We start from the raw sequence: 25,679 nt of genomic DNA, 5'->3' as shown, positions 1-25,679 counted from the left end.
CCGTCGGCCCCGGCCTCGGCCGGGGCCGACGCGGAGCCGGGCGGCCTCCAGGTCGAGGACGCCGCCGGGGGCGCCCCCGGCAGGTCGCGCCGGCGTCGGGTCAGCCGAAGTCGAGCGTGTCCTGGGCGGAGGCGGCCGGGCCCGGGGTGGGCGGGGGCGCCGGCGGTCCGGGCGGGCGGGCGGACTTCCAGCGATCGGCCGGCTCGTCCTTCCAGCCCTTCGGCGGGGGCCACGGCACGCCCCAGGCGGCGAGCTGGTCTCGCTTCGAGCCGCCGGCGGGCGCGCGGGCGGCTTCGACCTCCTCGGGCGAGGGCAGTTCAGCCATGGTCAGCGGCCGCCCATGGAGAACAGGACCGACGCCGGGTTGGCGAGGCTCTTGCCCAGCTGCTCGCTGTCGGCCGCGACCGTCCGGAGTTCCGCGGCGGTCGTGGCCACCTCGGTCCTGACGCCGCCCCGCCCGACCGTGACCTTATCGCTCTTGGCCAGGAGCTCCAGGACGTCGGCGGTCTGCTCGAACGCCTGCGGGAGCCGCTCGACCAACGACTTCAGCGCCTGGGTGGCCTCCGACAGTGCGGGCGCGGACAGCTCCTTCGCGTCGTCCAGCACCACGCGGTTGAACTCTTCGATCAGGTCCCGGGCCTGACGCACCAACCGCGCCGGATCCGTCCTGGCCGCCATGTTCTCGTCCCTCGCCGCTGGGATGGTGGCCCTCAGTCTCTCTCACCACCGGCGGCCGGGCGGACCGGTACCCGTGCCCGTCGCCCGGCCGCCGGCGGGCACGCGGCCCCGGGAAGGCGGCCAGGGATGGTGTCATGGGTGACGCCACCCTGTGCCGGTGGGTGCGAGGCAGGGACTCCGCTGGGCAGGGCGGGGGCGGGCATCGGCGCCGCGCCGGTGTCCCGGTGCGCCCGGCGTTACGGCTGCGCGTCCCGGGTCACCGGGCGCGGGACGGGCGGCGGGCGAGGGCGGTCGGGCGGCGGTGGGCCGGGACAGCAGCGGGTTCGGCGGGGGCGGTCCCGGCGCCGGGCGCGGTGTTGGTGGTGGTGGAGCGGGCGGCGGCCGGGGAGACACGGGGGGCGGTCGGGGACCGGGGAGCCGGGCGGAGGTCAGGGCGTGGAGGGCCGCGCGGACCAGGCGCTCGACGAGCTGGGCCGGCGGGCCCGGGCGGCCGAGCACGCCCTTGAGCCCTGCCAGGCGCAGCCGCAGGCCCGGCTCACCTTCCGGGCCCTCGACGATGGTCTTCATACGCAGGGCCAGCAGGGCCAGCAGGGGCCAGGGGCCAGGGGCGGGCACTGACGAGCAGGCTCGTCTCCTTCCCCGAGCCGAGGACGTCCTGGAGGACCGTCACGAAGCGGCTGCTCTCGGCCGGTCCCACGTCCAGCTGGTTCAGGGCCTTCGCCCGGTCGGCGAGATCCAGGTCGTGAGGGGCCGTCAGGCCTGCGGTCAGCGGGCCCCACATCACGCGCGCGTCCCTGCTCGCTCCCGACACCGCAACCTCCGGCGCCCAGGCGCGGCCGGTACCGGGGCGCGGCCGGGGCGGGCGCCGTACCGGCCGCCGGCGCGGTGCGGGCGGCGGGGACCGGCCCGGGCGCCGCCCCCGCGGCGACCGTGCGGGCGGCGGCGGGGGCCGGGGTGGTGAGGAGGGCGGCCAGAGTGCGGTCGATGCCTTCGCCCTGGACGTGCGCGGCACTCAGGACGCGGGCGACGCGACGCCTCGGGCGTCGGGACGGGCCAGGGCGGCGGCCATGTCGGGCCAGACCGGGGAGGAAAGGATCGCAACCCGCACGACGCCTCGGGCCCCTCTGCGCGGTGCCGGGTGGCCCTGGTGGGCGACCGCGTCAGGACGCCGCCGGGGGCGTCCCCGGCAGGTCGCACCGTTGGTCGCGCCTCTCGTCGCATCGGCCGCACTGGCGTTCTCCTGGTCAATGCCAGGTGAGCGCACGTCTCTGCGGGTGAGTGTCCCTCAAGGCGTCTGCGCTGGCCGCGAGGATGGCGTCGCACGACCAGACGGAGGCAGCGGTCGGAAAGCATCTGCCGGGCGCGGGGCAAGTTACCGGCCGCAGAAAGGGACCGACGGGCCGTACGGCCCGTCACTCACAGGTCGTCTGGGGATACTTCCTCCATGAACAATCCATCTGGGGAACACGGCTCCGCCTCAGTCCCGCTGCCGGAAATCACCGCCCGCGGCGACCTGGACCTTGACTCCCTCGGACCGCTGACCGCACAGATCGAAGCCGCCGTCGCCACCCACGCCGCGGTCGTACTCGACGCCGGCGGCATCACGTTCGCCGACTCCTCGTTCCTCCGGCTGGTCCTCACCACCCACGACCGCACCGACCTCAGGATCGCGAACCCCTCCCCCGCCGTGCAACGCCTGTTCCAGATCGTCGGCGCCGACACCTTCCTCCACCTCTACCCCACCCTCGAAGACGCCCGGACCACCTGACCACCCCCAGCCCGACGCGGTGACGGCGAAGTGCGGGGTGAGCGCGGCCAGCGGCCACGAGCAGCGGCACCAACCCACCACGCGCCTGCCCCGCCCCCGACAGAAAGCTCTGTCTCGCTTCGCGCGGGCGGAGAGCAAGGTCAGACCCACGGCCCCACGCCCTACCGCCCGAGGGGCGTGGTGAGGATCCGCTTGCCGCCCTGCGCCCGAACGGAGCGCGCAGGTCGGCAAGCGGATCCAGTGCAGGGCACCTACTTGGTGACGACGGGGTCGATCCATGCTCCGTAGCCGTTCTGCGTGCTGAAGGACTCCTGTGCGGTGAGCTTGATGCGGAAGGCTCCGCTGACGGGGATGGACACCTTCTTCACCGGGTCACCGGCACGCATCTGCAGCTCTTTGACGACTGCGTCGTCGACCTGCACGGTGAAGGTGATGACGTCGCCGGAGGGCGTGGAGTCCGAAACGCCGGCCGTGGCGGTGAACGTCCGGTACTCGCGGCCGAGCTGCCAGGTGCGCTCGGCCTCGTACGCGTACAGCGTTGCGGGGTACTCGTGGTTGTTGACCGTCAACGCACCCGTCGTGAAGGAACGGTCGGTGCCTTCCGGGTAGACGTCCATCGGCACCAGGTCCTCGATCAGCGACCAGCTGCTCTGCTCCGCCGTCGGCGCGGCAGGCGTCGCGCTGACCGAGGGAGCCTCGGGTGAGGGCGTGGGTGTGCTGGTGCGGGGGGCGTCCGACGTCGACGAGATGGTGCGTTCCGGGGACGAGGCCCGGTTGTCCGCGTCGTTACTGCCGGTCGCCCAGACCCCGATGGCGACGCCGCCCGCCAGGAGCACCACGGCGCCCACGGCGCCGATCAGCACGAGAGGGCGCCGGCCGCCATGCTTCGACGGCGCCGCGGGCGTGGTGGGTGACCCGGGCGGCAGCGGCGGAACCGATGCCTGGTGCGCTCCCGCACCGGCCCCGGTTCCCGCCGGAACCATGTCGCCCGAACCTTCGGCCGCCTCCATCACCGCCAGGCGTCCCCGGCAGTCGTCCAGCTCCGTGACCACCGCACCGCGGCGGTGGACGAGCTCGTCCCTCCGTGCCGCGAGGGCCCCGCCCTCCTCCTCCAGTCGGCGCCGCCGCTCCTGATGGCCGGTACCGGGCGCGGCCTGGGCCCGGCGGAGCTCCTCCTCCAAGTCCTGACGGAGCTCGTTCTCCCGCCCCCGGACCTCCGCGAGCTCCACGCCGAGTCGGCGCAGGGTTTCCTCGCCGTCCAGGAGGCGCAGCAGGAGGGAGTTCTGGTCGCTGCCGTGCAGGTCGGCGCCGGTGTCGATGAGGACGGTGCGGTAGGCGGTGAAGAGTTCGGTGCGGCGCTGGGGAGCGGCGGGGTCGTCGGTGCGGCGGGCGACCTCGGTGAGCAGGTCGTCCAGGAAGTCCCACGGGGGCAGGTTCGTGCCGAGGGTGTACTTGCGGACCGTAGAGTCCTTGTACGCCGGGAACCGGGCCGCGAACTCACGCGAGGACAAGCCCGTGAGGTCCAGCAGGACCTTCAACCGGGCACCGAACCCGGCCTTCAACCGGTCCTTCTCGGCGCGTGCCTGCCTGCGCGCGAGGATCCCGTCCCCGGCGCCGCCCTCACCATCGTGTGCCACCTGTGCTCCCCCTCACCGGGTTCCCCGTGCCGTCCGGCACCGGGAACAGTTCCACTGGCGCGGTCGCCCACCACCAGACAGTCCGGTCACTGTAGAGCCGACTCAGCACGTCACAGGGGTGGTTGGAGCGGCATGGTGCCGTTGCGGTCCCTTCCCTGGCGTGCACCCGCACCCGCAGGGTGCCCGCTGCTCGCAGGAGGCCCGCCATGCCCCACCCCGCATATCCGGGGCGTAGTGCCCACACCACCGGAAGCGAGGCCTGAACCATGCCCCTCTCCACGAACCTCGTCCCCGCGTCCGTCACCGCGGTCTCCGGTCTCGCGACCGTCATGGCCGGCGCACCGTGGTGGGGCGTGATGATCTGTCTCGTCCTCGCCCTGGCCGCGACGTCGGTGCAGACGCTGTTCCCGCAGGACTCCGGTGACCGGCTCACCTGGTGGACCAACCACCGCGCACACCGTCACCTCCGCCGCACGCACCGGCGGGACATCCCGCCCGTACCGCCCGCCTGACCAGGCGTGGGTAGAGCGGTCGGTACCGCCCTGCCTGGCCGCCCGTGGCGCACCCGCTGGTGCGCTGGTGGAGCACCTTGCGGATCTCCGGCATGTGCTCGGGTGCTGACGGCGGACCAAGTTCGGGCGGTGCTCCAGCCGTTCGTCCCCGGGCGGGCGCCCCGTGGGGGGCGGGCCCGGATCGGTGCCCGCGACCGGATCCGGTCGCGGGGGCGGGTCGTCAGATGACGCCGAGGTGGTCGGCGATCCAGTACCAGGGCTGGCTGACAGCCGCGTACCACGGGACGATCAGACCGGCGGGCAGTGCCAGTAGAGACGCTATGAGGAAAAAGCCGAAGGGGGCATCGGATTTGAGTCTCGCCAGGATCGCCCCCACCAGGACGACCGCTGCGGCACACAGACTCAGCAGGGCTGCGACGGCGTAGCCGATCAGGTTCAGGATGCCGGCGCCCGCATCGGCCTGGAGGCCCGCGGTGAACGTGGCTGTGACGGTATAGGCGAATACGACGCCCAGGACGGCCCAGGCCCGGCCCGTCAGCAGAGCTGCTCGCGAATCCGTCCCGTTGGAAGGGGCAGCCGGTGGGCGGGGGCCCTCGGCGTCAGGCGGACGCGGTGCCTTGGGCGTCCGGTTGGTGGCGGTCCAGAGCTCCCGCCACTGGGTGAGTTCCGCCGGTGCGACGTTCTTGATGAGCGCCTCTATGAAGTACTTCGACGGAGGCCGGCCCCGCAGGAGGATGCTGAGCTCGCGGGCCTGAACGCAGCTCATGGTGCCCCCGGGCAGCGGGGACAGTTGCTCTTCCGCCTCGCGCAGGACGAGGTCGGCGAGGGCCTTGGGTCCGCTGGACTTCGGCAGTCGGTCGGCGCGCGTGCGGAGTTCGGCGGCGACGGCGCGGGCGTGGCCGGTGAGCTGGAGGGCGATCTGATGGTAGACGCGGATCGCGAGTGTGTCGGGGCAGGCCCAGGCGAGGACGGCCGTGATGAGGCTCTCGCAGGGTTCGCGGTCGAGCGGGAGCCCGGCTTCGAGCAGTCCGTCGGGGTCGTACAGGACCGTGTGCGTGCTGGGACGCGACGGCGGCGCGGCCGAGACTTCGGGTGGCAGGTCGACGGTCACCGCGCGGTGCTCCTACGGTGCGCGGCCTCGTCGTCCTGGCCCTCGGGCCCGCGATCGAGGAAGCGGGCGTAGCAGCGGGTGGGCGCGGGCGAGGAGGTTCGGGGAGGTGACGCCGTACACGGCCGGGCCGGTACCGGACTCGGTTGTCTCGGCAAGGTGTTGGGGTGGTGGCGCTGGGGGTGGTGGGGTGGTGGCGCTGGGGGTGGGTGTGCGCATGCGGGCCCCGTCTCCTGGGTGTGCGTCGGTGGCGTTTTCGACGGTAGGGAGTACCCGGCTTCCCCTCAACAAGGTTGCGGGGAGTTGCGGAGATTCACTCGTCGAGGGTGTCGATCACGGTCTGGATGAGGGTGCGGGCGGCGTCGCCGTACACGGCCGTCTCCGCGAGGCCGGCGAACGCTCTGCTGTAGCCGGCGAGCTCGCGGGGCTGTGTCACCTTGATCTCCGCCGTCAGGGTCTCGACCACGGCTGTGGTGTCGTCGTGGACGTAGAACGCTTCCAGCGGCCACACGGTGCGCTGCGCGGTGAACGGGATGATCCCCAGCGAGAGGGACGCGAGCGGCATCACGGTCAGGACGTGGCGCAGTTGGCCGCGCATGGCGTCGGGGTCGGCGGTGCGGGCGGTGGCGATGAGGTCTGGCGCCCGGTCGTCGGCGCCGCACGCCGCGCACCACGTGCGGATGTCCGCGTCCGAGGAGAGGCCCGCGCCCTTTTGGATCCGGGTCGCTTTCGCAGGGTGCCGGCCGCGCCGGGCGGAGAGTTCCTTCCCGGTGAGGCCGGCGCCCTTGCGCAGGTGCGTGAGCCGCACGGCGAGCGCCTCGCGGGCCGACTGGGCGCTGGACGAGGGAGAGGTGGCCGTCACGAGGTGCGTGGCCCTTGGGCGTGCGTGGGTCAGATGCGGTAGTCGGCGTGCGGAGTGGCCAGGTCCCACACCATACGGAACGCTTCCGTGCACAGCTTGATGGCCTGCGGGTCCTTGGTGTGGTCGGGCTCCAGGGCCTCGCCGTCACCGGAGGAGACGTTGAACCGAACGACCTGGTCGTCGATGAGCCAGAAGCCGTTGCCCGGCAGCGCGAGCGTGGAAGCGCGGCGGCGGGACAGCCAGCGGACCTGCTCGCCGGCGCGGAGGTTGGCGTCGGTGAGGGCATGCTCGAAGCGGATGTACGCGGTGACGGGCTCGGAGACGACCCGGGCCCGCCAGACCTTCACCCCGCGCGCCACGGTCCGCTCCACCAGCGGCAGCCAGCCGCCCCAGAACTCCGAGTCGTCCGCGGGGACGCACCCGTCGCGCCAGGAAGGTGTCGTAGACGTCCCGCTCCTCCCCCACGGCGTAAACGTCCCGCAATACCAGGTGCAGGGCGTGATGCCGGACGGAGCCGAGGAAGTCCTCAAAGCTGAGGGCCAGCGGCTTCTGCGGCATCACACACCTTCCTGATCTGATCCACCATCCGCACCGGGATCCGGATGACGCCCCCGTCCCTTACCAGCCAACACTCCTGACTGCGGCTCCAATGAGAGCCCGTGCGGCTACTTCCTCGGCACTGAAGTCGCCGTTGCCATCGGGTGGGTTCGGGCTCGTCGGGGGTGTTCTCCACCGCCCATCTGCGGAAGAGGTGAGTGCCCCGGTGAGGGTGCCAGGTCCGCAGGCGGCAGGGAAGGCCGGGTCGGAGGTCGGGCCGTCCCTGCCGGGGGCGGAGACCCCGACCCAGACAGTCCCTGCCGGACGCCGGCGAGCAGGGCGCCCGCCGTTGGGCCGGTGCCGGGCCCTGCCGGTCAGGAGCCCACGGGCGCCGAAGTCCCCGCAGGTCCCGGTGCGGGGGCGGGCCGGCGGTGCGGGGGCTCCGGCCCGGGCTCCGGGAGGTCGTCCCCTTCCGCCGGGAGATCCGGGTCGGCGGCGGTGGTCCGGCGCAGCAATCTGCGGACGGCCTCGGGCGGGGTGATGTCGAGGTGGGAGCCGAGAGGGAAGCAGAGGACCACCAGTCCGCCGATCATGGCCAGGGCGAAGCTCCACAGGCCCATCATCACGGCGATGGAGAGGTGGAAGAGGACACCTGCGGCGAACACGCGCCAGCGCCAGCGCTGCGCGAGCAACAGGCTTGCGGCCAGGCAGATTTCTATCGCCAGCGGCGTCCAGGTGAGCAGGGCGACGCCCACGGGGGACGCGATCACCGGGTCCACCAGGGGCTGGAGCGGGCCGGGTGCGCCGAACATGAGGCTGTGTCCCCAGTACCACATCGCGGTGCCGTCGGCCCATTCCGCGTGGGGCAGTTTGGCGACGGAGGACTGGAAGTAGAGGAACGACATCTGGAGGCGTGCGAGCACCAGGCCCGTCGTCCCCAGGAGGACGGCTCGGCGGTGCCGCGCGGCGGCCCCTTCGGGGAGTTGCCGCCAGTGCCAGCGCCGGGGATCGCCGAGCGCGGTGAGGGCGAGCAGTGCCGAGAGGACGGAGGTGATCTGGTCACCGCCGTCGGGGATGGCGATCTCGGTGAAGACGCTGAAGGACACCCAGGCGTGCGGGAGCGCGGTCCACCGGGGACGCCACCCGGCGGCGACGATGAGGAGGACGGCGACGCACAGCCAACGGGTCGCGGTGAGACCGTTCTCGGGAGCCAGGCAGAAGACGCCGGCTCTCATCAGCGACTTGCAGACGGGGTAGGTGCCCTGCGTCGCCACGGGACGGAACAGCGTCGACGTGCTGCTGAAGGCCAAGGTGCCGAGTGTGCCCAGTGCGAGGAGCGTGCGGGCGAGCCCGTACACGTTGGTCCACGGCACGGGGACCCGCCTCAGCATGAGACGTCCAGCAGGATCGCGCTCTCCGGGGTGTGCGCGTCGGGCAGGAGGCCCCGCCAGGCCCAGGGGGTGGGCTTCTGCTCGACCACGGCGATCCGTCCGCACAAGGTCGGGTCCGGGGTCCTGTTGGTGACCGCGGTGGCTCCCTGGGCGTTCTTCAGGCAGTCCTGGAGCGAGGCGAGTGCGCAGGGTGTGGGGGTTGCCTTACCCGCTTCGTGGAGGATCAACGCGGTCTCGATGCCCTGGGAGCGCGAGACCCGGTTGAACCCGTGCTCGGAGTGGCGGCCGGCCGAGGCGCTGGACCAGGTCGAGCCGTCCCAGCGGAAGGGTTCGAATTCCGTGCTGCGGGCCGATTTCGTGAAGAAGGCCCAGCCCTGCGGTGTCACGGCGACCGCGACGGGCCTGACGGCCTGCTGCCCGGGCAGGTGCATGACGTTCTTCGGTACCTGCGTCTGCGCCACGTACAGGCCGACGACGGCACAGAGCGCCGCGGCCCCGGTGATCCAGGCCCGGGGTATCTCGACGGTCTGCCGGTCGGTCACGGTGACGCGGTCCCGCACCCTGAGCGGGGAGTCCTTCCACCACATACTGTTCGTCTCTCCATGGGTCCGGGGTGTGCGGGCCGACCCCGGGCTCGCCCATCGGAGGGCGGTACCGGAGTCGGCGCGGGCTGACTGAGTCACTTCGGGTCAAACGGAGTTACTTCGGGTCGGACGGAGGTTCTCCGGGTCAGACGGAGGTTCTCCGGGTCAGACGGCGTGCAGTGTGGTGGTCAGCTCCGCCATGAGTTCCTCCCTGGTCAGGTTCTCCACCGGTTCGGTGTCTTCCACCACCACGTTGAAGAAGGCGGCGGCGTTGACGACCAGGGCGCCGGTCGCCACGCCGATGACGACCGCCGCGACGGCCACGGTCACGACGAAGGTCACGCAGTCCGCCGAGTCGGTGGGGGCGGTCGACAGGTCCGAGTCGGAGACACTGGCGAGTGCCTGGGAGAGGGAGGTCACCGCCGCGTCCACGAGTCTGGGGTCGCCGCTGCGGGACTTGGCCGAGAAGTCGGCGAAGATGCCAGGAGACTTCCGCTCGATCGCCTTGACCAGTTCGGCCACGGCGTGGACTGCCTCGGGACTGTCGTTCGCGCCCGGCTCGAACCCGTCGAGGTGCTTGTTGGTCGCGAGCTTCGCGGCCACGGGTCCTTGCGCGAAGAAGATGCCGGCGAAAAGCTGGTGGCCGTCCTCGGTGGCCGAGAGCTTCGCCTTCTCCGGTGCCGCTGAACTAGTGGTCGCCGTCTTGCCGTTCACGTTCGTCGTGGCCGCGCTCGCGCTTCCGATGGTCGTGAACGCCGCAGCTCCAGTGACAACACCAGCCACGACAACGCTCACTATTCGCCCGTAGTGCTTCACAGATCGTTCCTTTCGAAGGAAGTTGTGTTGGCCCTGTGCGAGACGGCGCAATCTTGGTGGTCGGTGAACCCTGTTACAAGAGCGTCTCGGACCGGGAGCGACGTGATCCGGCCACCTCCCGCTCGCTCCCCGCAGGCGGGGGCGAGGGCATGCGGCGGGGTTGGCCGGCGGGGCGTGGGTGGGTGGCTCCGGTCGGTCGGTGACCCTTGCCGTCGCGTGGCCGGGTGATGATCCTGGACCCATGCCAGGGCAAGCGAAGAGGAAGCGGCGGCGGGAGGCCGAGGGGCGGCGGGCCTCTGCTCGTACCGCACCGGAGCTGGGGCGGTGGGAGGTCGTGCTGGAGACCACCGATGAGGCGGAGTTGAGGGCTTACCTGTGCGCCCTGCGGGAAGCGGGGATCGACGGGGCGATGGTCCGGATCGACACGCTGTGCGGGCGCCTCACCTGCCCGACCACCCATCAGGTGAGCCGGTTCGCGCCGCACCCGACCGGTGAAGTCGGTGACGGACAGCCCGGCCGATGACTCCTGGACCCTGGCCCTGGATGGTGGCCCTGGCTCCGGCCTTGGGTGTCACGCGGATCTGGGTGCGGGCACGGCCGGAAGGTTCGCCACGGTACCGGTGTGACGAGAGTGGCGTGAGGTGGCGCGTGAGGTGGCGCGAAGTCCCTGGTCACGCGCAGGGGTTGTTGTCGTCGAAATCGTGACAAGGGAGCAGCTGTCAGTCACGCCGCGCGTCAGCGTGGGCGAGGGGGGAGGGTTTCGGCGGCGAGCTGTCTGCGGCGCTCGTGGGCTTCGGCGAGGTCGGCGAGGAGCCATTCGGCGGTCCTGGCGGGCGTGCGGTCGAGGTCGGCCTGAACGGCTTCCAGGGCGGGGTGACCGTCGGCTGACGCGGCTGCCGGAGCCGACGACCGTACCCCCGCCGCCGCGGGCACAGCGGCAGAGAAGCCGGCGCCCCCTGTACGGAGGCGCCGGCTTCTCGCCACGCTTCGGCGCCCTGCGGACCTCTGCTCACCGGCCGGTCCGGGCGCCGGCCAAGCGACGGTGCGGAACGGGCTCAGGCTCCGAAGAACATCCTGCACGTGCCGGCCTGCTCGAAGACCACTCCGGCGACCCTGGGCAGCTTCGTTCCCTTCACCCGGACGTAGGCCGTACCGGTGTCCTCGTTGAACCCCGCGTCCCAGGCGTCCGATGCCACCTCGTCGGGGGTCTCCTTTCCGACGGAGGCGAGCCCGTTGTCCCGGACGAACGCCGGAACACCGTCGCACGGAATGGAGAACCGGACACTGAACGGGTATCCGTCCAGTGCCTTGAGAGCGCCGTAGGTGATGTCCTCGGCTCCCTGGGGCAGTCGGACACCGTAGTCGGACAGGACCTGTTCGAGGCTGACGTCGGCGGTGTCCGCCGGAGACTCGTGCGGAAACGGTCCGGCGTGCTCCGCGGAGTGCAGACCCTCCGGATCGCAGGCGGCCAGACATCCGACCAACAGCACACCCACGAACGACACCGATTTCCGGGCCAGTCGGTGGAACACGTTTTCTCCCAAGGGTTGTCCCGCGATTCATGGTGGTCGGTGCGCTGCGTCGAATGCGGTACGTCGCCAGCGGGTCGGGACGTCCGCATGCTGGATGCATGCGGTACGTCCCGGCGACGCGGCGGGATTCCGTCGCCGCCGCGCACCCGCCAGGAACCGCGGGACAGCCTCAGTCGACGGTGAGCGTCTGGTGGCCGATGACGTCGAAGTCGTGAGCCAGCCCGACCGAGTTCAGATTCGCCAGGTCGTTCTGTTTCAGTGGCTTGACAGGCCCCACTCCGAGGTCACCCCGGGGCTTGCCGCCCCCGATGTTCCCCCAGTTGTAGCGCTTGTAGACATCCACCGTGACGGTACCGGTGAGCCGGCCCCTCTTCATCACCGTGTCTCCGCGCACCCGGTACTGGTACCCGTTGAGTGCGAAGTAGTAGTCGTCGGCGGCAGCGCCCTTGTTCTTCCCCTTCTGCTGTCCGCGAGCCACGCTGCTGCCCTTCCAACCACTGTCGAAGTGACCCTCCTTGATCTGACGGCCGACCTCCTCCCTCATGTAGGAGAGGCTGTCCATCATGTCCATGACGTCGAGCTCGACGGTCTCGCCCCCGTTCATCAGCCAGTGCTTCATGAGGTCGGAGCCGCGCTGCCAGCCTCGCATCGAGACGTAGGACAGAGCCACCGAGCCGGCCGCGAAGAACACCGTCTTGTCGTGCGCGTCCGCCTTCAGGGTTCCCCAGGCCGGACGGTTGGCGTCCTCGGCCTGGACCGGCGGGTACTCGTAGACCGGGCCGCCGGCCGGCATCTTCTTGGGGTCGAAGTGCGAGCAGAGGGTCGGGCTGCACAGGTGGCCGAGGCCCTGTTCGTTGACGAAGTCCTGGCTGAGGGGCGTTCCGCCCTTGTTCACGGGCTTGTTCATGGTGGGGTCGGCCCACCAGTTGTCCTCACCCGTCGGGTCCCAGCCCATCAGGGGACTGTTGTCGGCGTAGGCGTACCCGTTCAGGGACTGGGCGTCGGAGGTGTCCAGCAGCGGGTCGGCGCTGAGGAACTGACCGAGCAGTGGGTCGTATTCGCGGGCTCCGACGTGGGTGAGGCCGGTCGTGGCGTCGGCGGGTTTGCCGAGGAACTTCTTGTCGTCGGGCCAGGTGGTCACCGCGGTACCGCGATCGGCGCCGAAGGGGGTGCTGTAGCGCTTGGTGATCGCCTGGGCGTCGGCGGTCAGAGCGAGGCTCGCGGTGTCGTGCCGGTCGGCGGCGATCCAGGTGAGGGTGGAGGTGCCGCTCTGGTTGGTGCGCACCGCCACCTTCGTGCCGCCGAGCGAGTAGGAGCGCTGGGCCCACTTCTTGCCGGTCGCGGCGTTGTAGTGGACTTCGGTGGCACCGAGGTAGAGGACGGTCTCCCCGCCCGTGTCACGGCGTACGAGAAGGGTGCCGTCGGTGTCGTAGACGTACCCGGTCGTGCTGGTGGTGGAGCCGGCCGTCTCCTTCAGGCTGCCGAGCCGGCCCTCGCCGTCCCAGGCCAGGGACTGGGTCGCGGTTCCGTCGGGGCGAGCGGTGGTATCACCGGCCGTGTCGTAGCCGTAAACGGCGGTGACCCCGGTGCAGGCGCCCGCGGCGGTGCCGGACGGAGTGGCCGTCAGGGTGTGCGGCTGGGCGGTGCTGTTGTAGCAGTAGGTGCGTGAGGTGGTGCTCCCGGAGGTGGTGCGGGTGGTCTCGGTGGTGCGCTGGCCGGCGCTGTTGTAGGTGTAGCTGTTCCAGTAGGGAGCGGGCCCACCGAGGTTGGCGGCGGTGCGGCCGGAGTCGGCGCAGTCCGCCGCCTTGGGCGTCCACGCCTCGGTCAGTCGCTGGTAGCCGTCGTAGGCGAAGCACTGGTTGTCGGCGCTGGTCGCACCGCCCAGCACGGTGGGGTCGGTGAGCGAGGTGACGTTGCCTGCCTGGTCGTAGGCGTAGTTGAGCTGCTGGAGCTGCCAGGAGTGGGTGTCGTCGGTGACCACGGACTGGGTCAGACGGTCCGTGCCCTCGTCCCAGAGGTTGGACAGGTACGCCTTCTTCACGCCTGCGGCTGCCGAGACCCCGAGGGTCAGCTGCTGGACCTTGGCCGTGGCGGTGAAGTCGCTCGCGAGGACGTAGTCCTGGGTACCGCTCAGCGTGCTCGGGAGGCCGTAGTCGTCGAATCCGGTGTCGATGATCTCCTTGGGCAGTCCGGCCGCCGCGGGCTGGACGTCCTGGTCCTGGGCACCGGTGATGTCGTAGTGGGCGCTGAAGGACAGCGTCGCGGACGGTACCGCGCCGGACGTGACCAGCGGGTCGTCGGCGGGCAGCGTCAGCGTGGAGTCCAGCGCTTGGTAGAGGCTGTCGTAGCTGGTGACCTTGCGCGTGTAGGCGTGCGCGGTGTCGGTGGCGCCGTTGGTGTACCGGGTCGAAGAGGCCAGTTGGCCCTTGTAGCCGGAGGGGTCGTAGGCGAGCGCGGTGAGCTGGTTGGCCGGGATCTGTTCCTCGGTGGTGGAGGTCAGGTCCGCGGTGGCGGCCGCCTTGTAGGTGGCGGTGGGGCGGCGCAGCTTGTCGTAGGCGGTGATGACCACCCGGCCGGCGCCGTCCTTGGTCCATGACGGCAGGTCCCGGCTGTCGTAGCCGGTGGTCTCGGTGCCCTTGTCCGGGTCGGTGCTCTTCACCTGGCGGCCGAACAGGTCGTAGACCCAGGTCCAGGAGCTGTTGTCCGGCCCGGTGACCTTCGACTGCTTGTCGTCCAGCGTGTAGGCGAACTTCGTCGAGGCGTAGAGGGTTTGGGTGGCGCCGCCGTAGGCCGGGTCGTCGGGTGACGGGGAGGCGTACTGGCGGGTCTCGGTCGTCCGGCCCAGCGCGTCGGTGATGACGCGCTTCGCCGAGGCGCCCGTCACGCCCGAGGTGGCCGTGGAGTCGCCGGTGTACGTGGTGGTGGTGGACCAGCGCTTGTCGCCGTAGGTGAAGAAGGTGCTGGTCCTGGGGCGTTCGGCGCCGTCGAAGGTGGTGGAGGTCTGCTTGGCGGTGCCGCCGTACTCGGCGCGGGCGTAGGTGCCCGAGGGCTGGTTCTTGCTGTCGTAGACGTCCGCGTAGGTCTCGTAGGCGAGGCCTCGGCTGTCGTAGCGGGTGTCGGTCAGGATGCGGCCGCCCTCGGGGCTGCGCTTCTGCGTCTGCAGCGGGCGCAGTTGGGCGTCGTAGAGGGAGTAGGCGGTTTCGTAGGTGTCGCCGTCGGCCTTGATGGAGCCGGTCGAGGTCCAGGAGGCGGCGGTGTTGCTGATGCTGTACCCGTAGACGTAGCTGGCGGGCTGGTCACTGGTGCGGTTGGGCAGCCACACTGCCGTGATCCGGCCGAGGGCGTCGTAGGTGGACCGGGTCTGCGCGTTGTTGATGTCGTACGAGCGGGTCACGTTGCCGCGCGCCGGCTCGTAGTAGGTGAACGTCTTCTGCGTGGCCGCGTTGGTCGTGATGACCATCGTCAGCGGTCCGCCGGCGGCGGGCGTGTAGGCCGTGGTGGTGGCGTTGAGGGCGGCGTCGGTGACGGTGGTGGGACGGCCCAGGGTGTCGAAGAGGGTCTTGGCCGTGGTCTGCCAGGTGGTGGGCCCGCGCTCCCCGCCGACGACGGTGGCCGGATACGCGGCTGCCCGCCCGGTCCAGGAGGCGTCGCCCAGGGTCGGGGTCTGGCTCGCGGTCCAGGCGGTGGCGGAGGTGTTGTCGAAGACGGTGGCCTTGTCGGAGAGCACGTCTCCGCGGCCGGCGGACGTGGCGGGCAGGTCGAGCTGGTCCTCGCCTGTGGCGCAGGCGCGGCCGACGGTGCGACTGCGGGAGACGAGGCCGGAGATGCCCTTGGCGGTGTTGCGGGCATACCAGGTGCGGGTGCAGATCTCGTCGCCGCTCTTGGCGGTGTCGCCCGCGTCCTCCTCGGTGGCCTTCATCCCGTAGGAGTCGAAGGTGGTCGAGGTGGAGTGCGTGCGCCAGGAGTCCGTGGCCGTGAGGTACGTCGACGTGGTGGTGCCGCCGGTGCGGACGAAGTACGCCTCGGTGTCGGCGTAGGACGCGTGCTGGGTGGCGGTCTGCTTGGACCAGGGGTTGCTGACGGTCACCGCGACCGCCTGGCTGCCGTCGTAGGTCACCTGCTGCCGGGTGAAACCGGCGTACTGCTCGCTGTCGGGCTGGTCGGCGACGGTCAGCCCGGGGACGGCGAGCGCCTTCACCTGGACGTCCTTGCGGGCGGTCGCGTCCAGCTTGCCGTCCGGGTCCAGCACCCGGTCACCGTCCATGCCCTGCAGGTAGAGGGTGACCGACTTGGACGTGGTGGCGTCGGTGCCCTTGACGGTGGTGACCCGGCCGTAGCCGCGCCACTGCGACCAGGTCCGTTCCGCCTGCGGGGTGAGCGGGTTCTCGTCGTAGTGCCAGGCGGGGTCGGCGTAGGTGTAGTCGGTCTCGGTCGTGGCGTTCTTGCCGGTGGGGTCGGCGGTGGTCACCGCGAGGACGCGGTACTTGTGGAACCAGTCGAGGTCCGCTTCCTCGGCGCCGTTGATGTGCCAGTGCACCGGGTAGCACGAGGTGTGGTCGTCGTCCTCGTCGGGGGTCCGGCCTCGCACGCACTCCGGGTCGGAGAGGGTCACGGTGGTCACCGAGCCGGTCTCCGCGACGAGGGTGCGGATGCGGGGCCGGTAGAGCGGCACGATGTCGTCCGTGCCGTCGACCCGGTTGGGCCGCTTGTCGTAGGTGAAGGTCACCGGTGGCAGGGCGATCGCGGTGCCGGTCCTGCCGGTGCGCTTGACCGAGTCGAGCACGAGCACCTGGTCGGAGGTGTCCCCGAGGTCGCCGCCGTCGAAGAAGTGCTGGGTGAGGTCCCAGGAGTCCACGGCGTCGTAGGTGGTGGTGGCCGCGTCCCAGGAGAAGGTGTCGACCCCTGTCAGCCGCTTGCGGGTGAAGAAGGACGGGCTCTTGGCGTCGCAGTCGTCACCGCTCTTGCAGAGGGAGTCGAAGGGCACGTCGGGCCAGTTGTCGGCGGTGGAGTCCTTCAGGTCCGAGCAGTCGGTGGCGGTGCAGCGCTCGGCGTAGTCGAAGGTCACCTTGTGCGAGGCGGTGCCGGTGAACAGGGCGCCCTTGCGCTGGCCGTAGAGGATCTTGGTCAGGTATCCGCCGCGGGTGTAGGCGGCGGTGGCGGTGGCGGCCTTGTTCTTGGCGTACGAGTTGCTCTCGGCGGTGTACCAGTACGACATCGCGTTGCCGTGCAGGTCCTCGACGTAGTCGAGGTTCCACCGCCATGCCTGCGTCACCGAGCGGTCGGCGAACGCGGTGCCCCCGCTGTAGCCCGGCTCACCGGAGTCGTCGCCGAAGACGGGCACGGTCCAGGTGGAGTTGGTCCGCTCGGTGCCCGCGCCGTCCAGCTTGTTCTGGCCGAAGACGTACTTGGTGCCGTTTCCTGTGGTCACCGTCCAGTACTCGCCGTCGTCGTCGCCGTTCTCGGCACCGGTGCCGTGGCTGACGGTCGAGGCGTCGTCGTCCTTCAGCCGCCAGGTGCCGGTGGCGTCGTCCTTCACCAGACCGGTGGACTTGCCGTTGAGCACGAGTGAGGCGTTGTCGTACTTCCAGCACATGTCCAGCTTGTCGTCCTGGCCGTCGTCGTCGCAGGAGCCGTAGGAGCGCTCCACGTACGAGGTGGACGACAGGTCGAATCCCTCACCGGCCTCGCTGCCCTGGTTGTTGGTGGTGGCGGTCCGGCCGTCGATGGAGCCGGAGTCGTAGGCCAGCGTGACCGAGGGGGTGGGGCCGGCCGCCGGGGCGGGCGGGGTCATGGGGTACGACCAGGTGAAGGAGCCCGAGGAGCCGCCGGCCTGCCACGACGAGGACGCGCTCAGCGGGGTGGCGGCGTAGGTGCCCGCGCCGGAAGCCGATCCGCCGGCAGCCGCGGCGAGTGCCACCACGGCGGTGGCGGGTGCGGCCGTCACCGCGGCGGACAGCGGCACCTGCGCGGACACGGTCTGCCCGCCGATGTCGTTGTGCGCTCCGGCCAGCGGTGTCTCGGTGCGGCAGGACGCCTTCTCCGGCGTGGTCAGCGCGCATGCGGGCAGCCGCACCAGGCGCAGCCGGCCGGCCCAGTCGCCGCCGTAGGCCGAGGCGAACGACGAGTAGTCGACGTCGAGTCCGGTGACGGAAGCCTGCGTGGCGGACACCGAGAGCAGAACGCCCTTGATCCCGGCGGCGGTCGTCTCCTCGCGGCCCAGTACCCGCACCGTCGCCGCGGGTGCGGTGAGGGTGACGGGCAGACCGCCCACCTCGGCGCGCTTGCCGCGCACGAGTTCGGCGTGGCCGGCGGAGGGCCAGGTGGCGTGCTGCGCGGCCAGGGCCTTGGCGCCCTGCTCGCGGTTCTCCGCCTGGGCCCGGGCCAGTCCGGCCCGGACCGCCTTCGCCGAGGCGGCGTCGGCGGGGATCATCTCGGCGCTGCGGGTCTTCTGCGTGTCGGGCCTGCCGAGGGCGTCGGCCGCCTGCGCGAGCGGGGCCAGGCCGACCGGCACGGTCAGAGCGAGCACGAGTGAGCCGACGGTCAGGCGAAGTGTGCGACTGACGGTGGCCGGTCGGCCGTTCCGTCGTCTTCGCGGACGGAAAAGCATGGTGTGGTCCCACCCCTTGGCGTTCGTGCGCGGATGTTGCGTGAGGACGCCGGATCCGCCGGACGTGGGGTCCGCCGGACGCCGGACACCACCGGGCCGGGCCGCGACACGGCCCGGCCCGGTGGTCGGCCGGGGCCCGCGGTGGGGCCCCGGCCGCGGCTGTCAGCCGCCGATCATGTTCTCCACCTGCGTGTCGTTGGCAGGTGCCCCGACCCAGATCCGCAGATCGCTGATCTTCCCGGGCAAGTAGTTGCCCCACGCCTTGTTGACGTAGGCCCGGCCGGCGGAGAAGTCGCCGCTTCCGGCCACCGCGGTGAAAGCGGTGGGCACGTCGTTGGGTGTGGCGTCGAGGTACAGGCTGATGGTCCCGTCCTGCGCGTTGTAGGCGCCGGTCAGCCGTACCCGCTCGTCGGTCAGCGCGGTGCTTTCGGAGCTGACGGCGGTGTACGTCTTGCCGTCGGCCGCGAGGCGTCCGAACCGCCAGTACCCGACGGGTACGTCCTTCAGGGTTCCGTCGTCCTGCGGGACCTGCTCGACGCCGGTCCGGTTGAACCAGAGCCCCCAGGCGGACCCGTCGGCCGTGCGCTGGCCGACGACCTGTCCGCTGTACCCGACGCTCTTGCCGGCCAGGGCGGCACCGTCGAGTTCCACCTCGGTGGAGACGGTGAAGGAGCCGCTGTCGTCGACGACCGGGCCGGACACGGTGGCCGTGTCGTCGACGCCGTCCAGTGACACGGCCTCACCGTCGAGCGTGGCGCCGCCGCTGAGGGCCATGGACCGCCCGTAGCCGCTGACCGGGTCGGCCAGAGTGCTCCCCGTGGCACCGTCCGGGTTCCACGCGCCGACCAGTTCCACGGCGGTGCTGCCGGTCTCCGGGTCGATGAGCCCGGCCTCCTGGGCCATCTCGGCGTCGGACAGGGCCCGTTGGAACACCGCGACCTCGTCGATGCGCCCGCGCCAGTAGTTGTTGAACCCGCCGCTGTAGCCCGAGCGCCCGATCTGGAGCGCCCCGTCGCTGGTCGTCGGTTTGCCCGAGGTCCCCAGCGCTCCCGGGGTGCCCTGCGGGCGGCCGTCGACGTAGAGGGTGATGGTGCGGTCGGTGGCGTCGTAGACCCCGCCGACGTGCGTCCAGGTGTTCAGGGGCACGCCCTGGGCCGAGGCGTTGGCGCCGAGGTACTTCCGCACGCCGTTCTCGTACCAGGACCAGAGGAACACCCAGCGCTGGACGCCCGAGGAGTAGTACAGCGACCAGCCGGTGCCGTCGGAGTTCTGCTGGGAGGCGATGGAGCGGTAGTCGGTGCTGTCCGTCAGGTAGGCCCAGCTCGATACGGAGAAGGACGCCTGCGTGTTGATCACCGGCGCGGCGGTGTCGGCCCAGGCGGTCTGGTTGGCGGTCACGGAGGAGTCCAGCCAGAAGGACCGGTCCTGGTCGCCCCTGCGCGCCATGCTGGAGAAGCCCGCGCCGGCGGTGTGGAAGGTCAGCGCGTGGCGGGTACCGGGCGTGGTGGCGGAGTCGGCCGCCGTGACCACCCCGGAGCCGGGTGCCGCGTCGTCGAAGTGCCAGCGTCCGGAGGCTCCTTCACCTTCGGCGACCTTGAACAGGAAGCTCGTGGTCGCCCCGGGGCGTCCGGAGCCGACGTTGTCCTTGGCGCGGACCTGGAGAACCTGGGTGCCGGGCAGTTCCGGCGTGATCAGCTTCGTCGGCGCCGAGCCGGTGACGGAGTGCCAGGCGGGCCAGGTCGGCAGCCGGTACTCGTAGCCGGCGATGTTGGTGTCGCTCGCGGCGGGCTTGAAGTAGAAGTTCCCGCCCTGGCCCGGTCCCCCGCCCGCGGCGCAGTCGTTGGCCGTGCACAGGGTGTACTTCCCGTCGGTGGTGACGGTGGGCGCCTTCGGCGCGGTGGTGTCGACCTTGAAGTAGCACCAGCCCTTGGTCGTCACGGAGCTGTGGGTCGACTCGATCATGTGGTCGTCGCCGCTCCAGTAGGACCGGGTCCAGGAGGACATCCGGGCCAGGGCCCCGTCCGCGAAGGTCAGCGGAGACGTCACCTGGACCTTGGCGTTGTCGGTGACGAAACCGCTGGACGGACGGACGGGTTCGGTGAACGTGGACCAACTGCCGTCGGTGTTCTTCTTCTGCACCAGGAAGTGGGCCCGCAGGGTGGCGCCGCTCTCCCCACCGGACTCCGTCTGGACGTTGGCGAGGAAGTCGGGGGTCGGGTCCGAGATGATCGCCGGGTCCGACTCACTGGTCTCACAGGTGGTGCCGCTGCCGGACAGGACGCCGGGACTGGTCGGCGGGGCCGGGACACCCACGTAGTCGACGTCGAGGACCGCGTCGTCGTCGAAACGCTTCCAGCTGTTGGACGACCCCTCGTCCCCGGCCTTGAGCATCAGCGTCAGCCGGGACATGTCGCCGGCGGCGAAGGACTGCACGGTCTTGGTCAGGTTCTCGTACGCCTGGCTGGGATCGTCGTTGAACTCGATCGGCTTGGCCGGCTGGCTCGGGTCGCAGTCGCCACCGCGGCCCGCGGACACCGTGCGGTCGCCCATGACGTCCCAGTTGGCGGTCGGACCGGGCCACCGGGTGGAGGAGGAGATGTCACCGGTACGCACCAGCTGCACCACGGTGGCGGTGCAGGACATGGACCAGCGCTCGGTCACCCGGAAGGTGGCGTCCAGTACCTTCTTGCCCTTCAGCGCGGAAGGCGAGAACTCGAAGTACATGCGCTGCTTGTACGGGGTTCCCGTGGTGCAGGGGTAGCCGAAGCCGCCGGTGTAGTAGATCGAACAGAGGCCCACCCCCTTGCCCTCGTCGCCGCCGGAGAAGTTGTAGAAGGCGTCACCGTCGGAGGAGAGCACCGTGCGCTCGGACTCCGACCAGGAGACGTCCGGGTCGATGTAGATCGGGTAGACGGTGTCCTCGCCCTTGAGCAGGCCCGCGTCGGGGAGGACGGTGATGGCGCTCGGGGAGACCGAGATGTCCAGCGGGACGGCGGTCGCGCCGTCGCCGGGGCCCTCGGCCGGGTCGGTGACGCCCGACCCGTCGCCCCCGGCCTCGGAACCAGCCGTCGCGGTGTCGGCGGTGGTCGTCGCGGCTACGGCGTTCGTGGCCGAGGCTGCCTTGGCCGACGCCGACCTGACCGAAGCTGCCTTGGCCGACGCCGACTTGACCGGGGCAGTGCTCGGCAGGTCGGCCCGGGTGGCGGTGGCGCCGTCGTGCCCGGTGGAGTCCCACTGGCGGGCCGTCGGGGCGCGGAAGACGGTCGCGCCGTTCTCGTCCAGCGCCTGCAGGGACTGGCCCGCCCCCTCCCTCAGTACCAGGCCGTCGGACCGTACCGGCAGGTGCAACGCGGCCAGTGCCGGGTTCGCGGCGGCCTCGGCGGTCTTGACGGCGAGAACCTCGCGATAGCCCTCGGTGGTCGCCGTCATCCGCAGGTCCACGTCCGGCAGGACGTTCGCGTACACGGCCGAGTCACCGTCCAGCGTGGGAACGGGAAGCGAGCCGGGCCAGCCCACCGTCAGGCTGTGTCCGCCCTCGGTGATGCTCACCAGGTCGTCGCCGTCGCCTCCGCCGGAGAAGGACACACCGGCGACGGACGCCTTCGGGGCGATCCGGTCGTCCTCACGACGGGTCAGAGTGGCGTCGGGCACCGCCCAGGCGCCACCGGCCTGCGCCACCCGGACGGGGACGACCGACTGCTTGAGGTTGAAGGTGGTGCCGTCCGGGTTGGCGTACGTGGTCGAGTACTCGGTGCGCTCGGTGACCACCTCGACCGGCTTCCCGGTGGCCACCGCGCGCGCGGACGCCTGCGCGGCCGCGGACACGCCGGCGGCGTCCTGGCCCGGCGCGGCGGCGGCGGGAGTCGGCGGCAGGACGGGAAGTCCGCCGAGCAGCAGCCCCGAGAGCGCCCCCACCACCGTCGTGCGCAGTTTCGGCCTGTGTCTTGTGCTGCCCATCGGTATGCCCCACCCCGTCATTTCCTGGTCCCGCGCCGCTCGCACGAAGGACCTGGTCGGGTTCGTAGGCGGCGCCAAAAAATCAGCTGAGGAAAACATGGCTCGGACTGATCGGCAACCAGCTTTCCTTGCGGGCAATTCGATGATTCGCCAGGCGGAAACAAATGCGAAAGATAGTTCCGAACCCACCCCTCCCCTGTCATGCCAACCGAACCGGACGAAGGGCTCCTCCACCTCTCATCGGGAGAGGAATCGGCCCTTCCGATTGACTTTCGAGCGGGCTGGAAGGACGAAAAACAACCCCCTTCCGACAAAGATCGGAAAGTAAATTCCGGCCGGGTCGCAGGAAGAGGGAGTGCGGATTCCGCATGCAACCCGAGAGACACCTTTTAAAGGGTCGGTGTTCACGTCGGCATTAATAAATCTTCATCTCCGCACACACGTGCCGATCGACCGAGGGCGACACCGTCCGCCAGACCCTCCCCACGGCGTGCCGACTGCGCTGAGCACGCCGCCCGGACCTGGCGGAGGGCCCCACGGCCGGAGCGGGATCACGATCTCGCCCCGGCCGTTCGCGCTCCCCGGGCCGCACGGAACGTCCCGCTTCCCGGTTCCGGCGGTACTGGTCCTACCGGTCGTGAGGTTCGACGGTCAGGCCGAGCAGGCGCAGTTCGCGGACGGACTTGCCGGCGATCTTGCGGCCGAGGAGCGGGCGGCCGTCGTCGTGGCGGTACACACCGGCCGGTTCGGTGGCCAGTGGCTCTTCCCAGCCTCGGTAGAGGGCGGCGAGACGGACGGCGAAGCCGACCAGGAACGCGAGCGGTGCGCTCGCGCCGCGCGGGAGCCCCGCCTGGTCCAGGGCGATCCACACGGCTCCGGTCAGCGCGGCGACGGCGACGAACCACTCGCCGCGGACGAACTGCTTGGGCGGAACGCCGCAGGAGACGTCGATGAGGAAGCGCCCGGCGGTGGGTCCCACGACGGCGAGGACGAGGGAGCCCACCACGGGCAGGCCGACGTCCGCCCCGGTCTGCGCCCCGACGATGGCGTACCAGGGCAGGGCGAAGGAGGTGACGAACTGGAAGAGGCCCTCACGGAACAACTGCCCTTCGGAGTAGGCCAGGTGGTATCCGATGAGCCCGGCGAGCAGGCACAGCACGACGTAGGAGGAGTTGGTCAGCGCGGCCGGGACGCGGCCGACCATGATGTCGCGGCTGACCCCGCCGCCGATGCCCCCGAGCAGGGCCATGAGGAGGATGCCAACCACGGTGAAGTTCTTGTAGTGGTCGGGACGGCGGGCCAGCAGCGCCCCGTTGAGGGCATTGGTCGTCGCTGCGACCAGGTTGATGAACGTACCGCCACCGGTGAATTCGAACGATCCGAAACCGACGGCTCCCATCGCCCACTGCGTCGCGGTCACGGGGCTCCTCCGGTGAGTGCGACGGGTACGGGGGCGGCGGATACGAGGGTGGCGGATAAGAGGGCCGGGGACCGGCGGGCGCCGGTGGTCAAGGCGTGACGAGGGCGAAGTCGGGGTCGGGGGTGTCGAGCAGGCCAGCGAGGGCCGCGAAGACCTGCGGGTCGCCCTGGACCTGTACGTCGTCCAGCCCCTTGCCCGCGAGCACGGCGAGCAGGTGCGGCTTGGTCAGGGTCAAGGTCAGATCGGCGGCCGGGGCCGGCTCGTCGGTCTCCGGGCCGGTGCTGCGGTAGGTGAGGGCTCCGTTGGACAGCAGCAGGTGCCAGGTGCGCCCCTCGTCCGTGACGTTCCAGGTCATGGTCAGTCTCTCGTCCCAGGCGCGCGGGCCGTCGACGCGGATGGCGAGGGAGTCGATGATCATGTCGACGGTGAGCGCCATCGCCATCTCGGGGTTGGTCGTCTCCAGCGCGGTGTGTGCGACGGTGCCGCGCAGTTCCTGGGCGCCCATCAGGTAGAAGTTGCGCCATGTGCCGTTCTCCGCGCCGAAGCCGAGCTTCTCGTACACCGCGGCGAGCGCCTGCTTGGCCGCCGTGTCCCCGGGGGCTGCGAAGACCGCGTGCCCCAGCAGCGTCGCGGCGAAGCGCAGGTCCCCGGCGGCCGCGTACTCCTCGCCCTTGGCGACCATCGCGGGCACACCGCCGTAGTCGGCGGCGAACCGCTCGGCCTGTTCGACCGGCGGGTGCTCCCAGAGGTGGGCGGGGTTGCCGTCGAACCAGCCCATGTACCGCTGGTAGATGGCCTTGACGTTGTGGCTGACCGAGCCGTAGTAGCCGCGGTTGGCCCACCGGTTCGCGATCGCCGGAGGCAGCTCCATGCGCTCGGCGATCTCCGGGCCGGTCAGTCCCTGGTTGGTCATGCGCAGGGTCTGGTCGTGCAGATAGGCCCACATGTCGCGCTGGCCGGCCAGGTGCTCGACGATGCGTCCTCGACCCCAGGTGGGCCAGTGGTGGGAGGCGAAGGCGACCTCCGCCCGGTCACCGAACAGGGCGATCGTCTCGCCCAGGTAGTGCGCCCAGATGCGGGTGTCGCGGACCACCGCGCCGCGCAGGGTCAGGATGTTGTGCATGTTGTGGGTCGCGTTCTCCGCCATGCAGAGCGCGCGCCGGTCGGGGAAGTAGAAGTTCATCTCCGAGGGCGCCTCGGTGTCCGGCGTCATCTGGAAGACGATCCGCACCCCGTCGAGGATCTCCTCCTGGCCGGTGCGGGTGATGTCCAGGGTCGGCGGTACGAGGGTGATCGTGCCCTTGGAGGTCGTCATGCCCAGCCCGGCGCTGATCTGCCCGGCGGGACCCTTGCGCAGTTCGGCGCCGTACATGTAGACCGCGCGGCGGGTCATCGCGCCGCCCGCGTACACGTTCTCCGCGACCGCGTGCTCCAGGAACCCGGCCGGGGCGAGGACGGGCACCGGTGGGTGGCCGTGCGGCAGGACCCCGCGCGAGCCCCCGAAGTGGTCGCCGTGCGAGTGGGTGTAGATCAGCCCGGTGACCGGGCGGTCCCCGCGGTGCTCGCGGTACAGGGCGAGGGCGGCGGCCGCGGTCTCGGCGGAGATCAGCGGGTCGATGACGACGACCCCGGTGTCGCCCTCGACCAGCGTCATGTTCGACAGGTCCAGGTTGCGGACCTGGTAGATCCCCTCGGTGACTTCGAACAGGCCCTGCTTGTTGCACAGTTGGCTCTGCCGCCACAGGCTGGGGTGCGCGGTGCCGGGACAGTCGTGGTCGAGGAACGCATAGGCGTCGCCGTCCCAGATCACCCGGCCGTCGTCCGTGCGGACGACGGCCGGGGAGAGTGCGGCGACGAAGCCCCGCTCGGCGTCCTCGAAGTCGGACCTGTCGGCGTAGTCGAGATCACTCATGGGCAACGAATAGCGCATTGAGCATCACATTGCCCGGTTATGTCCCGCGTGCCTCGCGATGTGGTCCCGATGCCGGGCCGCTTCCGCGTCGCGAGGCGAGGCAGGCAGGCAGACAGGCCAGGTCACCGACTCCCACCGTGGAAGGGGCGCGGCTCGGGGCGTCCCGGGGCGCGTACGTGGCGTTTCGAGGGGCTCGTGGTGGTCGCGGGCTCGTCGGCACACCTGGGGCAGCCGGGGGTGTGACAGGGGCCCGGAACCCAGCGGGGTACGAAGATGCCGAGGGTTTTGCGCCGTGCGACCACGCTCCCGACGGGCCGCTCACATGCCGGGCATACGTAGGCGGCCTGCCGATCGGTCT

Annotated in this window: 18 protein-coding genes; 4 read left to right on the top strand and 14 right to left on the bottom strand. The window is 70.9% G+C overall.

Annotated features, from left to right (window positions below; all coding sequences use genetic code 11):
- Window positions 1-100 precede the first annotated feature (100 nt).
- On the bottom strand, window positions 101-325 hold the full coding sequence (locus tag OG599_RS34400; protein WP_327173788.1) for a hypothetical protein: 225 nt from the start codon (window positions 323-325) through the stop codon (window positions 101-103).
- 2 nt (window positions 326-327) lie between these two features.
- Window positions 328-678, bottom strand: coding sequence for a hypothetical protein (locus tag OG599_RS34395; protein ID WP_327173789.1), 351 nt, complete (start codon window positions 676-678; stop codon window positions 328-330).
- A 435-nt stretch (window positions 679-1,113) separates the two neighbouring features.
- On the opposite strand from OG599_RS34395, the gene OG599_RS34390 reads away from it, so the two are divergent.
- Entirely contained in the window at window positions 1,114-1,296 is a 183-nt protein-coding gene (locus OG599_RS34390; protein ID WP_327173790.1) for a hypothetical protein, read from the top strand.
- Window positions 1,297-2,122: 826 nt separating this feature from the next.
- On the top strand, window positions 2,123-2,446 hold the full coding sequence (locus OG599_RS34385; protein WP_327173791.1) for an STAS domain-containing protein: 324 nt from the start codon (window positions 2,123-2,125) through the stop codon (window positions 2,444-2,446).
- Window positions 2,447-2,697: 251 nt separating this feature from the next.
- Here the strand turns inward: OG599_RS34385 and OG599_RS34380 are convergent, their stop codons facing one another.
- Window positions 2,698-4,083, bottom strand: a complete 1,386-nt coding sequence (locus OG599_RS34380; protein WP_327173793.1) for an NPCBM/NEW2 domain-containing protein — start codon at window positions 4,081-4,083, stop codon at window positions 2,698-2,700.
- Window positions 4,084-4,349: 266 nt separating this feature from the next.
- On the opposite strand from OG599_RS34380, the gene OG599_RS34375 reads away from it, so the two are divergent.
- On the top strand, window positions 4,350-4,595 hold the full coding sequence (locus OG599_RS34375; RefSeq protein ID WP_327173794.1) for a hypothetical protein: 246 nt from the start codon (window positions 4,350-4,352) through the stop codon (window positions 4,593-4,595).
- A 220-nt stretch (window positions 4,596-4,815) separates the two neighbouring features.
- Here the strand turns inward: OG599_RS34375 and OG599_RS34370 are convergent, their stop codons facing one another.
- The 6 genes from OG599_RS34370 to OG599_RS34345 form a co-directional block, all read right to left on the bottom strand.
- Window positions 4,816-5,706: a hypothetical protein gene (locus OG599_RS34370; RefSeq protein WP_327173796.1), complete on the bottom strand. Its 891-nt coding sequence runs from the start codon at window positions 5,704-5,706 to the stop codon at window positions 4,816-4,818.
- A gap of 310 nt (window positions 5,707-6,016) precedes the next feature.
- The gene (locus OG599_RS34365) at window positions 6,017-6,511 is read right to left on the bottom strand and encodes a Scr1 family TA system antitoxin-like transcriptional regulator (RefSeq protein WP_327179888.1); all 495 of its coding nucleotides are present in this window, start codon (window positions 6,509-6,511) and stop codon (window positions 6,017-6,019) included.
- Window positions 6,512-6,594: 83 nt separating this feature from the next.
- Entirely contained in the window at window positions 6,595-7,095 is a 501-nt protein-coding gene (locus tag OG599_RS34360) for a DUF6879 family protein (protein WP_327173797.1), read from the bottom strand.
- Between the two features lie 381 nt (window positions 7,096-7,476).
- A complete protein-coding gene (locus tag OG599_RS34355; RefSeq protein ID WP_327179880.1) occupies window positions 7,477-8,475 on the bottom strand; it encodes a sporulation-delaying protein SdpB family protein in 999 nt (332 codons plus the stop codon).
- 11 nt (window positions 8,476-8,486) lie between these two features.
- Window positions 8,487-9,080: an SdpA family antimicrobial peptide system protein gene (locus OG599_RS34350; protein ID WP_327179879.1), complete on the bottom strand. Its 594-nt coding sequence runs from the start codon at window positions 9,078-9,080 to the stop codon at window positions 8,487-8,489.
- Between the two features lie 162 nt (window positions 9,081-9,242).
- Window positions 9,243-9,860 carry a sporulation delaying protein family toxin gene (locus tag OG599_RS34345; RefSeq protein ID WP_327179878.1) on the bottom strand — a complete coding sequence of 206 codons (618 nt, stop codon included), beginning with the start codon at window positions 9,858-9,860 and terminating at the stop codon, window positions 9,243-9,245.
- A 274-nt stretch (window positions 9,861-10,134) separates the two neighbouring features.
- On the opposite strand from OG599_RS34345, the gene OG599_RS34340 reads away from it, so the two are divergent.
- Window positions 10,135-10,416: a hypothetical protein gene (locus OG599_RS34340; protein ID WP_327179877.1), complete on the top strand. Its 282-nt coding sequence runs from the start codon at window positions 10,135-10,137 to the stop codon at window positions 10,414-10,416.
- A 532-nt stretch (window positions 10,417-10,948) separates the two neighbouring features.
- On the opposite strand, the gene OG599_RS34335 is transcribed toward OG599_RS34340, so the two are convergent.
- The 5 genes from OG599_RS34335 to OG599_RS34315 all read right to left on the bottom strand — a co-directional run bounded on the left by OG599_RS34335 (window position 10,949) and on the right by OG599_RS34315 (window position 25,321).
- Complete coding sequence (locus tag OG599_RS34335) at window positions 10,949-11,425, bottom strand: hypothetical protein (protein WP_327179876.1); 477 nt, start codon at window positions 11,423-11,425, stop codon at window positions 10,949-10,951.
- A 169-nt stretch (window positions 11,426-11,594) separates the two neighbouring features.
- Window positions 11,595-18,032 (bottom strand): RHS repeat-associated core domain-containing protein, encoded by a 6,438-nt coding sequence (locus tag OG599_RS34330; protein ID WP_442809650.1) that lies wholly within the window; start codon window positions 18,030-18,032, stop codon window positions 11,595-11,597.
- Between the two features lie 162 nt (window positions 18,033-18,194).
- Window positions 18,195-21,989 (bottom strand): LamG domain-containing protein, encoded by a 3,795-nt coding sequence (locus OG599_RS34325; protein ID WP_327179874.1) that lies wholly within the window; start codon window positions 21,987-21,989, stop codon window positions 18,195-18,197.
- 628 nt (window positions 21,990-22,617) lie between these two features.
- A complete protein-coding gene (locus tag OG599_RS34320) occupies window positions 22,618-23,409 on the bottom strand; it encodes a trimeric intracellular cation channel family protein (protein WP_327179873.1) in 792 nt (263 codons plus the stop codon).
- A gap of 88 nt (window positions 23,410-23,497) precedes the next feature.
- Window positions 23,498-25,321 (bottom strand): alkyl/aryl-sulfatase, encoded by a 1,824-nt coding sequence (locus OG599_RS34315; RefSeq protein WP_327179872.1) that lies wholly within the window; start codon window positions 25,319-25,321, stop codon window positions 23,498-23,500.
- Window positions 25,322-25,679 lie beyond the last annotated feature (358 nt).

This window comes from Streptomyces sp. NBC_01335 (assembly GCF_035953295.1).
GTDB lineage: Bacteria > Actinomycetota > Actinomycetes > Streptomycetales > Streptomycetaceae > Streptomyces.
Note: the sequence above shows the minus strand (reverse complement) of the source record. Positions and strands in the feature narration are given on the sequence as shown.